The sequence below is a fragment of the Enterococcus sp. AZ050 genome, assembly GCF_051715085.1.
GTDB lineage: Bacteria > Bacillota > Bacilli > Lactobacillales > Enterococcaceae > Enterococcus > Enterococcus faecalis.
The window spans coordinates 1,573,970-1,590,512 of sequence record NZ_JBIOTC010000001.1 but is presented as its reverse complement, the minus strand read 5'-3'; the positions used below and the strand labels follow the sequence as shown (position 1 = coordinate 1,590,512).

Below are 16,543 nucleotides of genomic sequence, written 5' to 3'. Positions count from 1 at the left end.
AAATCCATGCACAAACGTAAGACGATAAAGATGAAAATTTAAGAGTTCAAGAAAAAAATGTAGTGGTCCGTGTTTGATTAATATAATTAAAGTACTTAGATAAATGAAAAAGGAGGAAAATATGAGCTTAGAAATTAAAAAGTTGAAAAAGAAAATGAATGAGCAGGAAATTATTAAAGGAATCAATTTGACTATTCCAGAAGGCGAAATTTATGGCTTCTTAGGCGCAAACGGTGCAGGTAAAACTACTATTTTCCGCCATATTTTAGGCATCTACTCTCCTGATGAAGGGGAAATAACATGGCAGGGACGTAAAGTTGATCGCTTTGATGCTAAAGAGGTCGGTTATCTTCCAGAAGAGCGTGGCCTATATCCGAAAAGAACGGTGAGACAACAATTAACTTTCTTTGGGAAGCTCCGTAAAATGAAAAAGAAAGAAATTGAAAAAAGTATCCTCTTTTGGATGGATTTTTTTAAGATACAAAAGAACGTAGATCGAAAAATTAGTGAATTGTCAAAAGGGAATCAACAAAAGATTCAATTTATTGCGTCGATCATTCATGGACCCAAGCTTGTCATTTTGGATGAACCATTCTCTGGGCTAGACCCGATTAATGCGAATCAACTAAAAGAAGCAATTCTTTTTTTGAAGGAAAATAGTGCTACGATAATTTTCAGCTCTCATCAAATGGCAAACGTAGAAGAAATCTGTGAAAACATTTGTATGATGAAAAAGGGTGAGGTTCTTTTTAGAAGGAAATTTAAAAGAAATCAAAGATGAAACGGATAAAAGAAAAGTGATTGTTCAGGCTGATTTTGACAGAGAAATATTAAAGCGAGATTTTGAAATAGAATCGTATAAAGAAGAAAATGATGTTATTTCTTTTTATGTAAAAGATGAATGTACTGCGAAGAAAATTCAAAAATTTATTTTTCAATCAGAAAATATTCAGCAATTCAGAATTGAGCCAATTTCGTTAAATGATATTTTTCTAGAAAGAGTGGGTGAGTAAAGTGAAAAATATAGTGACGATTGCTTTAGAAACATACAAACAAAAAGTCGTGTCAAAAGTGTTTGTTATTATACTGTTGGTTTTGATGGTAGGAACATTTTTGGGAATGAATTATGAAGGGATTCTAAAAAAAGAGGAACCAAGTAAAGAAACCATCCTTGTTGTTTCAAATAATCAAGAAACTGTTACTATGCTGAAAGAAGTTGGTAAAGGTACCAATCTGAACTTTGTTGACGGCGGTCAAAAGTTATCAGATGCTGAGAAAGAGCTGAAAGATAGAGCGAGTAAAACCATTTTGAAAATTGGAAAGAGTAGCGCTGGTCTATACGAAGGAAAAATTTATTACGAAGGAGCTCTCCAATATAATGTGTCTGAACAATTACAAAGTCTTGTAACCACTGTAAATCAATCGATTAAATTAAATCAATTAAATATTGATGCGGCGCAACAACAGTTTTTGAATGAAAGCACACGTTTATCCTTAGAATCTTTAGCTGGAAATCAAGATAATTCGGTTCAAACATTAATACTAGTTTATATTGTTGGTTTTATTCTCTACATGGCAGTTATGCTCTTTTCTACAATGGTTGCCCAAGACATTGCGGTGGAAAAGAGTTCAAGAGTTATGGAAATTTTACTCACAACAATTACACCAGTTCAGCATTTAATTGGTAAAATTGTTGGCATTGGGCTAGTTGGGGTAACGCAAGCAGCAGCAATTTTTGGGGCTGCGTATGCATCTTATGGAATTTTTGGAGATAGTACAGGAGTATTTGACTTTTTGAGTGAAGGCAAAAATAGTCAAGCAATCATCTTAGCTGTCATATGTTTCGTTTTAGGTTATTTGCTATATTCTGTTACGGCTGCTATTTTAGGTTCTGTTGTTTCCTCTGTTCAGGAAGTTCAACAGTTGATGTATATTTTGATTATTCCTTTATTTATTGCGATGTTTATGGTAATGATTCTTGCAGCTGGATTAGGAAGTAACCAAGCGACTATCATTTCATCTTATATACCGTATCTATCACCGATAGTCATGTACGCACGTTATATGCTGGGGGATGCATCGTTAAATGCTTTTGCAGTAGCGATGGGAATTAATCTGGTTTTTACTGCGATTTTAGCGTTTCTAGGGAAGAGTGTTTATCAAGGGGGCGTGTTTATTTATAGTGGAGATAAACTTATAAATGTTTTCAAAAAAGCGTTTAAATCTGGGAAATATTATGTTAGATGAGTATAAAAAATCTTGTCGCAACTCTCATGTATAAAACATTTATTTTGATAAATAAAAAAGTAATTGAAATTGTACACTCAGTATAGCGAGTGTACAATTTTTGTTTATAGCGTAATAGTCGGGCACCGAAATCTACTTTTTCTCAGTTTCACTTATAAAGAAAGCTTGAATTGTCTTTTATTAGAGTATATACTTTTTTTATTAACTGAAATATAAGGAGGTTTTAATTTGGTGAGGTTTGTTTTTATTCTAAGTAATATCACGGCAGTGTTTCAAGTGTTCTTTAATTATCTAAAGTCAAAAGTAGTAAAGCTTAATAAAAAAATTACTTTACATAGTATTTTTGGCTTGATGGTTATTGCAATTTTGAATGGCAAAATAATTTCTGCTATAGGAATGTATGGATTTGCTTGGATTTATTTGAGTATAATAATTTTAGGTTATTTTTTTATCTCTAAAAGCCTTATTAAAGTTTTAGGTATAAATTCTTATATCGTCATTATTTCAGCTATAAGTGGTCAGTTTGTATCCTTTATAAAGGAAAAAATATTTGGCACAGAACTAATTTTTTCAAGTAATTTAACTATGTTTTTACATAGTACATTTCGGCTAGCACTATCAGTAATTCTGACGATATTAATGATAAAGGGGATAAAAAAACTAGAAAAAAAGTTTTCTATTATCAATGAATGTCTTCTGCTTTTTAATTTGATAGGAATCGGCACAATGATTATCTACTATACCAGCCTGATTTTAGGAAAATATTTGGGGAATAACAAGGAAATAATTGTAGTAAATTCAATCTTTCTCACGCTCTATTTAGTCGTTTCATTAATTTCTTTTATTGTGTATCTTAGTTCGCTCAAAAATAAATATGATATTCAACAGAAGGAAACAGAATATTTAGAAAATCAGAGATATATGGAGGCAATGGAGAAACAATTCAAGGAGATTCGGAAGTTTCGGCATGATTATAAAAATATCCTAAATTCATTAGAAGATTTTATTGTAAGTGGAGATTACGAGAGTCTTAATGACTATTATTTCAGTAAAATAAAGAAAGCATCAAAATGCATTGACCAAAATGGGTTCAAGTTAGAAGCGATTGGAAACATTCGAGTAAGAGAAGTTAAAAGTCTCCTTGTGTCTAAGTTGATTTCAACGCAAGAAAAAGGAATGGATGTACAGTTAGAAGTGACTGAACCAATTGAAGAATTAGCCATTGATTCAATTTCTTTGGTTAGAATACTAGGTATTTTTTTAGATAACTCTATAGAAGAAATCGAATTTTTAGGTGAGGGTAAGCTTGTAATCGCTGTATATAAAGATGCCTCTGCTGTACATATTATTATCCAAAATTCATGTAGGAAAAATTTACCAAAATTCCATCTACTTAAGCAACGCGGTTTTTCATTAAAGGGCACTGATAGAGGAATGGGATTGAGTAATGTTCAAGAATTGCTTCAATCCCTAAATAATGTTCAACTAGCTACCTCCATCAGTGATGGATGGTTTACTCAAAAATTGACGATTGAAAACAATAGGAGGTGCGAATAAGGTGATTTCTATTATTATTTGCGAAGATGATTGGCGACAACGACAAATGTTGGAAACCTATGTTAAAAATTACATAATGATGGAAAGTCTTGATATGGAACTGGTTTTTTCAACAGGAAATCCGTTAGAAGTACTTGAATTTGTCAAAAGTCAGTCTAGAATAATTGGGTTATATTTTCTAGATGTTGATTTACAACATGAAATGTCAGGATTAACCTTAGCAGCTAAAATCAGAGACTACGATAATTTAGGTAAAATCGTTTTTGTCACAACACATGGGGAACTGTCCTATCTGACGTTTACGTATAAAGTGGAAGCGCTGGATTATATCATTAAAGACAACAAAGAACATCTACAGCAGAAAATCTGTGAAAATATTCAATTGGCTCATGAACGTATAACTAGTGAACGTGGAGATACAAAAAAATTATTTAAATTTAAGGACGGCGATACCATTCGGTCTGTAGATATGGCAACAATCATTTTTTTTGAATCTTCTTCCGTATCGCATAAAATCGTTTTACATCTTGAAAACGGAGAAATTGAATTTTATGGTTCCTTAAAGGAGATTGAAGAACAGTCTAATGACTTTTATCGTTGTCACAAATCATATTTAATCAACCGCAAGCATATAAGTAAAGTTATAAAAAGCGAACGGATTGTCGAAATGAGTAACGGAGAAAGATGTTTAGTCTCAGTGAGAGCCATGAAAAACCTCTAAAATCAGCAGACAAGATTCAATGAACCAAGTCGAATCTTGTCTTTTTCTGCATTGACAATGCACGACAAACGTTGTAAATTGTACAAATGTTGGTAATTATGAGGAAGGGTCTATAATATCTGACGAACTTCCTTTTAATTAAAGGCTGGATATGATAAAATGTTATGGAAGAAAATAGGGCGAATGTGCTCTTATAAGGAGGCTTTCATCAATGGCTGTAAAAATTCAAACACCCGCAGGTACCATTGAGATTACCAATGATGTGATCGCTACAGTAGTTGGCGGAGCTGCGACAGATATTTACGGAATTGTCGGAATGGCAAGCAAAAATCAAATTAAAGATAACTTAAACGATATTTTACGTCGTGAGAATTACTCACGTGGTGTCGTTGTTCGTCAAGAAGACAACGGAATCGCAGTGGATGTCTACACGATTGTTAGTTATGGTACAAAAATTTCTGAAGTTTCTCGTAACGTCCAAGAAAAAGTAAAATATAATCTTGAAACATTATTAGGTGTCACTGCGAATTCAGTTAACGTTTTTGTTCAAGGAGTTCGTGTATTACCGGATTAGAGGTAGTGTACTGTCAACGATGCAATTGCACAAGGAAGTCGTGTGTTGCCGTTAGCGGTAAATCTGAAGGAGGATTTTTTAGGTGAATGTAACAGAAATCAGCGCAGGTCAGTTCCAGGAAATGGTCCAGGCAGGTGCGACTCGTCTGCACACAAATGCAGAATATGTCAACTCATTAAACGTTTTCCCTGTACCCGATGGTGATACAGGAACAAATATGAACTTATCAATGACCAGTGGTGCAAAGGCTGTGGCCGATTCTCGCTCTGAAAAAGTAGGAGAATTAGCAGGCGCGTTATCCAAAGGGTTATTAATGGGTGCTCGTGGAAATTCTGGGGTTATTTTATCTCAATTATTCCGCGGCTTCTCAAAACAAATTCCTGAGGTTACAACATTAAATGCCAAAGACTTGGCCGCTGCATTTACACATGGTGTAGAAACAGCGTATAAAGCAGTGATGAAACCTGTTGAAGGAACAATCTTAACTGTTTCTCGTGAAGCGGCGCGTTCTGGTGAACGTAAAGCGAAAGAAACAGATGACTGTATCGAAGTTATGACAGCTGTTGTAGCAGGTGCTAAACGTGCCTTAGCGAAAACACCTGATTTATTACCTGTCCTAAAAGAAGTCGGCGTTGTAGATAGTGGGGGTCAAGGACTACTATTTATCTATGAAGGATTTTTAGAAGCGCTTAGTGGTGAATTTTTACCAACTGAAACGTATGAACCAAGTCCTGCCGAAATGGACGAAATGGTTAATGCTGAACATCACCGTGGTGTTAGTGGCCACGTTGCGACAGAAGACATTAAATTTGGCTATTGTACAGAAATTATGGTTCGTATCGGCGAAGGCCCAACCGTGGACAGCGCTTTTGATTATGAAACATTCAGAAACTACTTAAATGAACTAGGCGATTCTCTATTAGTCGTTAACGATGACGAAATTATCAAAGTTCACGTACACACCGAGCATCCAGGTGAAGTGATGAACTACGGCCAAAAATTTGGTTCGTTAGTAAAAATAAAAGTAGACAATATGCGTTTACAACATGAAACGTTAGTTGAACGCGATGCTCAGCAAGAAGCGTTGACTGAAAAAGTTCGCGTACCGTTTGCTGTGATTGCTATTGCAGCCGGTGAAGGCGTTCAAGAATTATTCCGAAGTTTAGGTGCAAGCTACATTATTAGTGGTGGCCAAACAATGAACCCAAGTACGGAAGATATTTTAAAAGCAGTCAAAGAAGTGAATGCAGAGCAAGTCATTATCTTACCAAATAACAAAAACATCTTTATGGCAGCTGATCAAGCAGCAGAAGTTGCCGATGTACCAGTAGCGGTTGTTCCATCTAAAACCATTTCTCAAGGAATGACAGCAATGTTAGCTTTCAATGATCAACAATCATTAGAAGAAAACAAAGCAAGTATGACGGAAATGTTAGACAGCGTTGTGAGTGGTCAAGTAACCACAGCTGTTCGTGACACAACCATTGATGACGTTGAAATTAAAAAAGATGACTTCTTAGGAATGATTGATGGTAAAATCGTCGTTTCTGAAGCAGATCGTTTTAATGCATCATTAGACACGTTGAACCGCATGATTGATGAAGACACTGAAATCGTGACAATTATTGTCGGCGAAGATGGCTCGGTTGAAGAAGCTGAAAAGCTAATCGCTATTTTAGTTTCTGAAAACGATGAACTAGAAACAGAACTTCATGAAGGTGGACAACCTGTATATCCATACTTATTCTCAGCAGAATAGGTTTTCGTGATGAAAAAATAAAAACGAATAGGCTGGTTCATTAGTTAGGGCTAATGAACCAGCCTATTTAATGAATGATCCATTTTTTTGCGTATATTAATGAGGAGGGGATTTTATGGACATCACAGATTTAGTCAGTGTATTGCCCGGTGTTGGCCCAAAACGTGCTGAAAATTTACAAGAACTGGGGATTGCTACAATTGAAGACTTATTGACGTATTATCCCTTCCGCTACGATGATATCCAAGAAAAGGATTTAAGTGAGATTCAGGATCAGGAAAAAGTTACGCTAAAAGGGCTAGTGGTTTCGGAAGCAGTCGTTAGTCGGTACGGTTATAAGAAGAGCCGGTTAACGTTTCGAATGATGCAAGAACATGCGGTCATTAATGTTTCCTTCTTCAATCAACCTTTTTTAAAAGACAAAGTAGTTCTTTCCGAAGAAATTGCTGTTTATGGCAAGTGGGATGCCAAGAGAAAATCATTAAATGGCATGAAAATCTTAGCTTCTAAAGGAGACAATGAAGATTTCGCCCCCATTTATCATGTGAATAAAAAAGTCCGCCAAAGCACGTTGGTTCAGTTAATCCGCACTGCTTTTGAAGAGTATGGTTCACTGGTTGAAGAGATTTTACCGAATGATTTATTAGAAAAGTACCGCTTGATGCCTAGAAAAGAAGCAATGTGGGCGATGCATTTTCCCAGTAATCCAGAAGAAAGCCATCAAGCTAAACGGCGAGTAGTCTTTGAAGAGTTTTTCCTTTTCCAACTTAAAATGCAAGGATTGAAGAAACAAGAAAAAGCGGAAAAAAATGGTTTAGCTATTCAATATGACGTGGATCGCTTAAAAACGTTCACCCAAGGACTGCCTTTTGAATTGACAGGCGCCCAAAAAAAAGTGACCAATGAAATTTGTCGAGACTTGCGAAGTCCGAAGCATATGCAACGATTGCTTCAAGGTGACGTGGGGAGTGGGAAAACGGTAGTGGCTGCGATTGCGCTATACGCCACCATGACCGCTGGCTTTCAAGGAGCGTTGATGGTTCCGACTGAAATTTTAGCGCAACAGCACATGGAAAGCTTACAGCAGTTGTTTGATCCATTAGAAGTTCGGACGGCCTTATTAACAGGTTCCACCAAAACGAAAGAACGTCGTCTAATTCTCGAAGAACTGGCCAATGGCGAGATTGACATTGTGGTAGGGACCCATGCTTTGATACAACAAGATGTCAGTTTCCATCAATTAGGTTTGGTAATCACCGATGAGCAACATCGTTTTGGTGTGAATCAGAGAAAAATATTAAGAGAAAAAGGCTTAAAACCAGATGTTCTATTTATGACGGCCACTCCGATTCCTCGAACGCTGGCCATTACAGCCTATGGCGAAATGGATGTATCAATCATTGATGAAATGCCAGCTGGACGGATTCCAATCGAAACACGTTGGATTCGGCCGCCGCAGTTAGATACTGTTTTAGAATGGATGGAAAAAGAGCTGGCTCGAGGACATCAAGCCTATATTATTTGTCCCTTGATTGAAGAATCAGAAGCCTTAGATGTGAAAAACGCAACAGAAATTTTTGAACATATGCAAAGCTTTTATTCCCCAAGATATCAAGTGGGATTACTACATGGTAAAATGAAAAACCAAGAAAAAGATGACATTATGCAGGAGTTCAAAGACAATCAGCTGCAATTATTGGTTTCTACCACCGTTATTGAAGTTGGCGTGAATGTACCAAATGCCACAGTGATGTTAATTATGGATGCGGACCGGTTTGGGTTAGCACAATTACATCAGTTACGGGGACGTGTGGGGCGTGGCTCCAGTGCATCTTATTGTATTTTAGTGGCCAATCCGAAAAATGAAATGGGCGTTGAGCGTATGAAAATCATGACAGAAACCACCAATGGTTTTGTCTTGAGTGAGCGTGATTTGGAACTTCGCGGACCTGGGGAAGTGTTCGGTGCACGGCAATCAGGGGTGCCTCAATTTGCGGTAGGAGATATCGTGACGGACTTTAACATTTTAGAAGTTGCGCGCCAAGAAGCAAGTGCCCTATGGAAAGTGAAAGAGTGGTGGCAATATCCTGCTTATCAAGGCTTAGCCAATCGAGTGAAACCCCAAGATGAGGCAGCCCAATTTTTCGATTAGAAGAGGTAATTTTTGAAGCCAGAAAGTAAAAGCCAATGCGTATTTCTTTGAAAAAAATATGTTATACTTGTTAGGAAACAAAAAAGTAGGAGGGAATCACTCATGAAAATTGCTGTAGATGCAATGGGTGGAGATAACGCCCCACAAGCAATTGTTGAAGGGGTTATGCTAGCCAAACAAGACTTCCCAGACATTGAATTTCAATTATATGGAAAAGAAGCCGAAATAAAAAAATACATCACCGATGAAAAAAACATTACGATTATTCATACCGATGAAAAAATTGCTAGTGACGATGAGCCAGTTAAAGCAATCCGTCGTAAGAAAACTGCTTCCATGGTTTTAGCAGCGCAAGCAGTTAAAAATGGGGAAGCCGATGCGATTTTTTCTGCAGGCAACACCGGAGCGCTATTAGCAGCGGGTCTGTTCATTGTCGGCCGCATCAAAAATGTGGAACGTCCCGGTTTGATGTCAACTTTACCTGTCATGGGAGAACCAGACAAAGGGTTTGACATGTTAGATTTAGGAGCCAATGCAGACAATAAACCAGAACATTTGGTTCAGTATGCCGTTTTAGGTTCATTCTATGCTGAAAAAGTTCGGAACGTTCAGAATCCTCGTGTCGGTCTATTAAATAATGGAACTGAGGAAACAAAGGGCAGTGAATTAACGAAAAAAGCCTTCGAATTGTTAGCAGCAGATGAAACGATTAATTTTGTCGGAAACGTTGAAGCACGAGAATTATTAAATGGCGTAGCTGACGTGGTGGTGACAGATGGCTTCACAGGAAATGCCGTTTTAAAATCCATCGAAGGCACAGCTATGAACATGATGAGCTTGCTGAAAACAGCGATTCTTTCTGAAGGTGTCAAAGGAAAAATGGGCGCCTTATTATTAAAGAATGCGTTGCGTGGCATGAAAGACGAAATGGACTACTCAAAACATGGGGGAGCGGTTTTATTTGGCTTAAAAGCGCCAGTCATTAAAACGCATGGGGCCACGGGTCCTGATGCCGTCCGCTACACCATTCGTCAAATTCATACAATGTTAGAAACCCAAGTTGTCCCACAATTAGTGGAATATTATGAAGGCAAAGCAGAGTAATTTGCAATTGTCTTGACATCAGTTTGTTACTCAAATGAAAAAAAGATGGACAAATACCCAAATTGTGAGTACAATGTATCTTAGCGTTTTAGTAAAAGAAAGAACCTTTTTTCAAAAGCAGTGGAGGTGAATACAGTTGACTCGTGAAGAAGTACTTCAAAAAGTAGCGAAGATTATCTCAAACCACTTTGATATTGAAGCGGATCAAGTAACAGATCAATTAAACATTAAAGATGATTTGAACGCTGACTCAATTAGCGTAATGGAGTTTGTTTTAGAACTTGAAGATGAATTTGGAACAGAGATTTCAGATGAAGATGCAGAAAAAATTGAAACAGTTGGTGCCGCTGTAGATTATATTGTGAGTAATTCATAAAAAATAATAAGACAAAGTCGATTAACATTCCTGTTAATCGACTTTTTTTGCGTACATAATGGTTATTTTATTAAGCAATAAGGCTATTTTTACACATATTTTTGTAAAAAAAATCATACATGTAAAAAAATAACTGCGAAAAAAGTTATTTTATCTTGCTTTTTATGGAATAATTCTATAAAATTATGAAAAAACAATGAGCTGTAAATTAACATTGATAAAAATTAGAAAGTGCTATCATTAAATATTAGTTAATTTATATAATGTTTTTGAAAGGACGTAAGGGGTGCGTATGGATGCAAGGAAATGAACAATTACTAGAGGTTTCAGGATTAGAAACAGCATTTAGAATCAAAGATGATTATTATAATGCCGTCGATGATGTTTCATTTGAATTGAAGAAAAATGAGATTCTGGCAATCGTCGGAGAATCTGGTTGTGGAAAAAGTACCTTAGCAACAACGATTATGGGCTTACATGATCCCAATCATACCAAAATTACTGGGGAAATTTTATACAACAATTTAAACTTAACTACGTTTAATGAAACATTGTACAACAAAGTCAGAGGAAACGATATTGGGATGATTTTCCAAGATCCGTTGTCTGCACTGAATCCGCTCATGCGAATTGAAGACCAAATTAAAGAAAGTCTCACGTATCATACCAAAATGACTGCACAACAAAAACAAGCACGGGCCATTGAACTGTTAGATCAAGTGGGGATTCCCAACCCAGAGCGTGTCGGGAAACAGTATCCTCATGAATTGTCTGGCGGCATGCGCCAACGGGTGATTATTGCCATTGCAATCGCGTGTAAACCACCGATTTTAATTGCAGATGAACCAACAACGGCCTTAGACGTTACCATTCAGGCACAAATTCTCGATTTGTTAAAAGATTTGCAAGAAGAAACAGGGAGCGGCATTATTTTAATTACCCATGACTTAGGTGTAGTTGCGGAAATGGCTGATCGTGTAGCGGTTATGTATGCGGGTCAGTTTGTAGAAGTAGCCACTGCTGAAGAATTGTTTAGTCATCCGAAACATCCATATACACGTTCCTTACTTCAGTCCATTCCCCAAGAGAATTCCGATGAAGAAGAACTTCATGTGATTGAAGGGATTGTTCCTTCGTTAACCAAATTACCTAGAAAAGGTTGTCGGTTTGCCCCACGAATTCCTTGGATTGATGCATCGGAACATGAAGAAAATCCAACATTACATGAAGTTGCACCGAATCATTATGTTCGTTGTACATGTTATAAACATTTTCATTTTAGAGACGGGGAAGGGGAAGCGTAATGACAGAAATTATTCAAATTAAAGATTTAAAAGTTCATTATCCAATTCGCAGCGGCTTCTTCAATCGAATCACTGATCATGTTTTGGCGGTTGATGGTGTGGATTTCATGATTGAACAAGGTAAAACGTATGGGTTAGTTGGTGAATCGGGTTCTGGAAAATCAACGACAGGAAAAGCAATTATTGGTTTAGAAAAAATTACAAATGGTGAAATTATTTATCAAGGACAAGATGTAACCAAGCCGCGAAGTCGAAAAGCGATTGGATACAACAAAGATGTCCAAATGATTTTCCAAGATTCGATGTCAAGTTTAAACCCTAAAAAACGAGTACTAGATATTATCGCCGAACCAATTCGAAATTTTGAACGGTTAAGTGACCAAGAAGAAAAGAAAAAAGTCAAAAGTTTGTTGGACATTGTGGGGATGCCAGAAGATGCGTTGTACAAATATCCTCATGAATTTTCTGGTGGACAACGCCAACGTTTAGGCGTCGCCCGAGCGGTGGCTACCAGCCCCAAATTAATTATTGCAGATGAACCTGTTTCAGCACTGGACTTATCTGTGCAAGCACAGGTATTGAATTTTATGAAAAACATTCAACAGGAATATGGGTTAAGTTACTTATTTATTTCCCATGATTTGGGCGTAGTTAAACATATGTGTGACAACATTGCCATTATGTACAAAGGCCGTTTTGTAGAAATCGGTACACGCCAAGATATTTACACTAATCCACAACACATTTATACCAAACGCTTACTTTCAGCAATTCCTAAAATTGACGTAGCGAACCGAGAAGCTCACAAAGAAGAACGAAGAAGAGTTGAGCAAGAGTATCGGGAAAATCATAAAGACTATTATGATGAAAATGGGCGGGTTTATAACTTACATGCGATTAGTCCAACCCACCAAGTAGCGTTAAAAAATGGAGGTGCTGAATAATGTGGAAAACAATTTTACGCCGTTTGTTATTGATGATTCCGCAAGTGATTATTTTAAGTGTCTTGATTTTCCTGTTGGCTAAAATGATGCCAGGTGATCCGTTTACAGGATTGATTAATCCGAACCAAGACCCGAAAGTGATTGAAGCCATGCGCGAAGCTGCCGGGTTAAATGATCCTTGGTACGAACAATATTTCCGTTGGATTGGCAATGCCTTACATGGAGATTTTGGTCATAGTTTTATCTTTAAATTACCTGTGTCCACGCTCATTGCTGGTCGGGTGGGGAATACGATTGCATTGGCCGCTGTATCAGTCATAATCACTTATTTAATCGCCATTCCTTTCGGTTTAATTGCTGGCCGTTACCAAAATTCATGGTTTGACAAAATGGTGGTTATCTACAACTTCTTCAGTTTTGCTGTGCCATTATTCATCTTTGCCTTGATTATGCTCTTTATTTTTGGGTATCGCTTAGACTGGTTCCCAACGAGTGGAACAGTGACTGTTGGTTTGGCTGAGGGAACGTGGCCGTATTATTTAGATAAACTGAAGCATTTAATTTTACCAGGAGTCACTCAAGCGTTGCTAGGGACAGCGGTCACTATTCAATATTTGCGCAGTGAAGTGATTGATGTTAAAAACATGGACTTTGTTCGTACTGCTCGTTCAAAAGGAGTGCCAACGAATAAAATTTTTAATCGACACATTTTTAGAAATGCAGCATTACCAATTGCCTCTCAATTAGGTTATGAAATTACTGCTCTGATTGCCGGATCAGTCGTTATTGAAAAGATTTTTGCTTTCCCAGGAATTGGAAAATTATTTATTGATAGTATCATTCAACGTGACTATTCCGTTATTACCGCTCTCGTGTTGATTTTGGGATTGGCAACCCTTATCGGAACATTAATTTCTGATATTGTAATGAGTATTGTTGATCCAAGAATTCGAATTCAGTAGAAAAAACACGAAGAAAGGGTGATAAAAATGGAATTGACAGAAGAAAAAAGAGAAGAAGTCTTACAAGAAAGTATTCCACCAATGGGCTTTCGGATGATTGCGCGAGAATTCGTCAAAGAAAAAATGGCGATGTTTTCTTTAATCCTTTTGGTCATTATCTTATTAGCCGTTTTTATCGGTTCGTTAGTGTTAGACCAAAGTGCCGTTATGCATGTAAGTATTTTAGATAAATATGCGGAACCAGGTACCGTTACAATGAATGGCACCAAGTTCATTTTAGGTGCCGATGAAGGGGGTCGTGATGTTTTAGGACAATTGATTATCGGGGCTAGAAACTCGATTTTAATCGGTTTTGCCATTACGATTATTACGTCTATTATCGGGGTCGGTTTAGGGATTATTTCCGGTTATTATGGAGGCATGATTGATAATATTTTGATGCGTATCGTGGATTTTATTATGATTTTGCCAATTATGTTAATTATTATTGTGTTCGTTTCCGTGATTCCTAAATATAGTATCTGGTCCTTTATTTGGATTATGTGTGCGTTTTATTGGGTTGGAAAAGCGCGGTTGTTCCGCAGTAAAACGTTATCTGAAGGGCGCCGAGATTACGTTAGTGCTTCTAAGACAATGGGAACAAGCGATTTTAAAATTATGTTTCGAGAAATTATGCCGAATTTAAGTTCATTAATTATTACGAACTTAACGATTAATTTCGCGGCCAATATCGGGATCGAAACAACGTTAACTTTCTTAGGCTTCGGGTTACCACAAAGTGTCCCAAGTTTAGGAACCTTAATTGGCTACGCCAGCAGTGGGGATGTATTAGTCAATAAACAATGGGTTTGGTTACCTGCATCAATTCTAATTTTAGTCTTGATGTTAAGTATAAACTATGTTGGACAAGCATTTAAGCGCTCAGCAGATGCACGACAACGATTAGGCTAATTAGCCAAAAAATGAGGGAGGAAAAGAGATGAACAAGAAACGGATTTTAGGTGCAATCACGTTAGCTTCTGTGTTAGTATTCGGGTTAGCTGCATGTGGTGGCGGCAATAAAGGCGGGGGCAATAAAGCAACGGAAACAGAAGACATTTCAAAAATGCCAATCGCTGTTAAAAATGATAAAAAAGCAATTGATGGCGGGACATTAGATGTCGCTGTAGTTATGGATACACAATTCCAAGGACTTTTCCAGCAAGAATTTTATCAAGACAACTATGATGCACAATACATGCTTCCAACGGTACAGCCATTATTTAACAATGATGCAGACTTTAAGATTGTCGATGGGGGTCCTGCGGATCTGAAATTAGATGAAGATGCCAATACAGCAACCATTAAATTACGTGACAATTTAAAATGGTCTGACGGTAAAGATGTGACGGCAGATGACGTGATTTTCTCTTATGAAGTCATTGGTCATAAAGACTATACAGGGATTCGTTATGATGATAACTTTACGAATATTGTTGGTATGGAAGACTACCATGATGGTAAATCGCCAACCATTTCTGGCATAGAAAAAGTCAATGATAAAGAAGTTAAAATCACTTACAAAGAAGTTCACCCAGGAATGCAACAATTAGGTGGCGGTGTTTGGGGTTCAGTTTTACCAAAACATGCCTTTGAAGGAATTGCTGTTAAAGACATGGAATCAAGCGATGCAGTTCGTAAAAACCCTGTGACTATTGGACCATACTACATGAGTAATATTGTGACAGGTGAATCTGTTGAATACCTACCAAATGAGTATTACTACGGTGGCAAACCTAAATTAGATAAATTAGTGTTCAAATCTGTTCCTTCTGCGAGCATTGTAGAAGCGATGAAAGCGAAACAATACGATATTGCATTATCAATGCCAACAGATACGTATCCAACCTACAAAGATACTGAAGGGTATCAAATCTTAGGACGTCCCGAACAAGCCTACACGTATATTGGCTTTAAAATGGGTACGTTTGACAAAGAAACAAATACAGTGAAATACAATCCAAAAGCTAAAATGGCAGATAAAAGCTTACGTCAAGCCATGGGCTATGCAATTGACAATGATGCAGTCGGCCAAAAATTCTACAACGGCTTACGAACAGGGGCAACAACGTTAATTCCACCAGTCTTCAAGAGCTTGCATGATAGCGAAGCGAAAGGCTATACGCTTGATTTAGACAAAGCGAAAAAATTATTAGATGATGCTGGCTATAAAGACGTAGACGGCGATGGCATTCGCGAAGACAAAGAAGGCAAACCACTAGAAATCAAGTTTGCTTCAATGTCAGGCGGCGAAACTGCACAACCACTTGCTGATTACTATGTCCAACAATGGAAAGAAATTGGCTTAAACGTAACGTATACAACAGGACGCTTAATTGATTTCCAAGCCTTCTATGATAAATTGAAAAATGATGACCCAGAAGTAGATATCTATCAAGGTGCGTGGGGCACAGGTTCAGATCCTTCACCAACCGGCTTATATGGTCCAAACTCAGCCTTTAACTACACACGTTTTGAGTCAGAAGAAAATACTAAATTACTTGATGCGATCGATTCAAAAGCATCATTTGATGAAGAAAAACGTAAAAAAGCCTTCTACGATTGGCAAGAGTATGCCATTGATGAAGCGTTTGTAATCCCAACGCTTTACAGAAATGAAGTCTTGCCAGTCAACGACCGTGTAGTTGACTTTACTTGGGCAGTTGATACGAAAGATAATCCATGGGCAACGGTGGGTGTCACTGCGGAAAAACGTTAAACAACGTTCCGCTGATTTAATAGAGATAGAACGAGGTCGGGACAGAAGTGTTTAACTCCGAGAAATAAGGAGGAGTTGCTTCTGT

13 protein-coding genes and 1 pseudogene are annotated in these 16,543 nt (G+C 37.4%); all 14 read left to right on the top strand.

Going from position 1 to position 16,543, the window contains the following annotated elements; all coding sequences use genetic code 11:
* Nucleotides 1-103: 103 nt before the first annotated feature.
* The 14 genes and pseudogenes from IGJ04_RS07735 to opp2A all read left to right on the top strand — a co-directional run bounded on the left by IGJ04_RS07735 (nucleotide 104) and on the right by opp2A (nucleotide 16,458).
* Nucleotides 104-1,013: pseudogene (locus tag IGJ04_RS07735) on the top strand (ABC transporter ATP-binding protein).
* Nucleotides 1,006-2,247, top strand: coding sequence for an ABC transporter permease (locus IGJ04_RS07730; protein WP_438840095.1), 1,242 nt, complete (start codon nucleotides 1,006-1,008; stop codon nucleotides 2,245-2,247). Before IGJ04_RS07735 ends, IGJ04_RS07730 begins: the two are co-directional and overlap by 8 nt.
* A gap of 228 nt (nucleotides 2,248-2,475) precedes the next feature.
* The gene (locus IGJ04_RS07725; protein WP_075578742.1) at nucleotides 2,476-3,804 is read left to right on the top strand and encodes a sensor histidine kinase; all 1,329 of its coding nucleotides are present in this window, start codon (nucleotides 2,476-2,478) and stop codon (nucleotides 3,802-3,804) included.
* Between the two features lies 1 nt (nucleotide 3,805).
* On the top strand, nucleotides 3,806-4,525 hold the full coding sequence (locus IGJ04_RS07720) for a LytR/AlgR family response regulator transcription factor (protein ID WP_002413786.1): 720 nt from the start codon (nucleotides 3,806-3,808) through the stop codon (nucleotides 4,523-4,525).
* A 211-nt stretch (nucleotides 4,526-4,736) separates the two neighbouring features.
* On the top strand, nucleotides 4,737-5,099 hold the full coding sequence (locus tag IGJ04_RS07715; RefSeq protein ID WP_002354933.1) for an Asp23/Gls24 family envelope stress response protein: 363 nt from the start codon (nucleotides 4,737-4,739) through the stop codon (nucleotides 5,097-5,099).
* Nucleotides 5,100-5,181: 82 nt separating this feature from the next.
* Nucleotides 5,182-6,858, top strand: coding sequence for a DAK2 domain-containing protein (locus IGJ04_RS07710; RefSeq protein WP_002354936.1), 1,677 nt, complete (start codon nucleotides 5,182-5,184; stop codon nucleotides 6,856-6,858).
* Nucleotides 6,859-6,973: 115 nt separating this feature from the next.
* Nucleotides 6,974-9,010 (top strand): ATP-dependent DNA helicase RecG, encoded by a 2,037-nt coding sequence (recG, locus tag IGJ04_RS07705; RefSeq protein ID WP_002370092.1) that lies wholly within the window; start codon nucleotides 6,974-6,976, stop codon nucleotides 9,008-9,010.
* A 102-nt stretch (nucleotides 9,011-9,112) separates the two neighbouring features.
* A complete protein-coding gene (gene plsX, locus IGJ04_RS07700; RefSeq protein ID WP_002354938.1) occupies nucleotides 9,113-10,114 on the top strand; it encodes a phosphate acyltransferase PlsX in 1,002 nt (333 codons plus the stop codon).
* 136 nt (nucleotides 10,115-10,250) lie between these two features.
* The gene (acpP, locus tag IGJ04_RS07695) at nucleotides 10,251-10,490 is read left to right on the top strand and encodes an acyl carrier protein (RefSeq protein ID WP_002354939.1); all 240 of its coding nucleotides are present in this window, start codon (nucleotides 10,251-10,253) and stop codon (nucleotides 10,488-10,490) included.
* 263 nt (nucleotides 10,491-10,753) lie between these two features.
* The gene (gene opp2D / locus IGJ04_RS07690) at nucleotides 10,754-11,794 is read left to right on the top strand and encodes an oligopeptide ABC transporter ATP-binding protein Opp2D (protein ID WP_002367425.1); all 1,041 of its coding nucleotides are present in this window, start codon (nucleotides 10,754-10,756) and stop codon (nucleotides 11,792-11,794) included.
* The gene (gene opp2F, locus IGJ04_RS07685) at nucleotides 11,794-12,738 is read left to right on the top strand and encodes an oligopeptide ABC transporter ATP-binding protein Opp2F (RefSeq protein ID WP_002354942.1); all 945 of its coding nucleotides are present in this window, start codon (nucleotides 11,794-11,796) and stop codon (nucleotides 12,736-12,738) included. Before opp2D ends, opp2F begins: the two co-directional genes overlap by 1 nt.
* Entirely contained in the window at nucleotides 12,738-13,700 is a 963-nt protein-coding gene (gene opp2B, locus IGJ04_RS07680) for an oligopeptide ABC transporter permease Opp2B (protein ID WP_002354943.1), read from the top strand. Before opp2F ends, opp2B begins: the two co-directional genes overlap by 1 nt.
* 27 nt (nucleotides 13,701-13,727) lie before the next feature.
* The gene (gene opp2C / locus IGJ04_RS07675) at nucleotides 13,728-14,651 is read left to right on the top strand and encodes an oligopeptide ABC transporter permease Opp2C (protein WP_002365358.1); all 924 of its coding nucleotides are present in this window, start codon (nucleotides 13,728-13,730) and stop codon (nucleotides 14,649-14,651) included.
* 28 nt (nucleotides 14,652-14,679) lie between these two features.
* The gene (gene opp2A, locus IGJ04_RS07670; protein WP_002408275.1) at nucleotides 14,680-16,458 is read left to right on the top strand and encodes an oligopeptide ABC transporter substrate-binding protein Opp2A; all 1,779 of its coding nucleotides are present in this window, start codon (nucleotides 14,680-14,682) and stop codon (nucleotides 16,456-16,458) included.
* Nucleotides 16,459-16,543 lie beyond the last annotated feature (85 nt).

Coding starts and splice junctions, on each gene's coding strand:
- plsX (WP_002354938.1), top strand. CDS start 9,113: ATGAAAATTGCTGTAGATGCAATGGGTGGAGATAACGCCCCACAAGCA.
- opp2D (WP_002367425.1), top strand. CDS start 10,754: ATGTTTTTGAAAGGACGTAAGGGGTGCGTATGGATGCAAGGAAATGAA.
- opp2F (WP_002354942.1), top strand. CDS start 11,794: ATGACAGAAATTATTCAAATTAAAGATTTAAAAGTTCATTATCCAATT.
- recG (WP_002370092.1), top strand. CDS start 6,974: ATGGACATCACAGATTTAGTCAGTGTATTGCCCGGTGTTGGCCCAAAA.
- opp2A (WP_002408275.1), top strand. CDS start 14,680: ATGAACAAGAAACGGATTTTAGGTGCAATCACGTTAGCTTCTGTGTTA.
- opp2C (WP_002365358.1), top strand. CDS start 13,728: ATGGAATTGACAGAAGAAAAAAGAGAAGAAGTCTTACAAGAAAGTATT.
- opp2B (WP_002354943.1), top strand. CDS start 12,738: ATGTGGAAAACAATTTTACGCCGTTTGTTATTGATGATTCCGCAAGTG.
- IGJ04_RS07715 (WP_002354933.1), top strand. CDS start 4,737: ATGGCTGTAAAAATTCAAACACCCGCAGGTACCATTGAGATTACCAAT.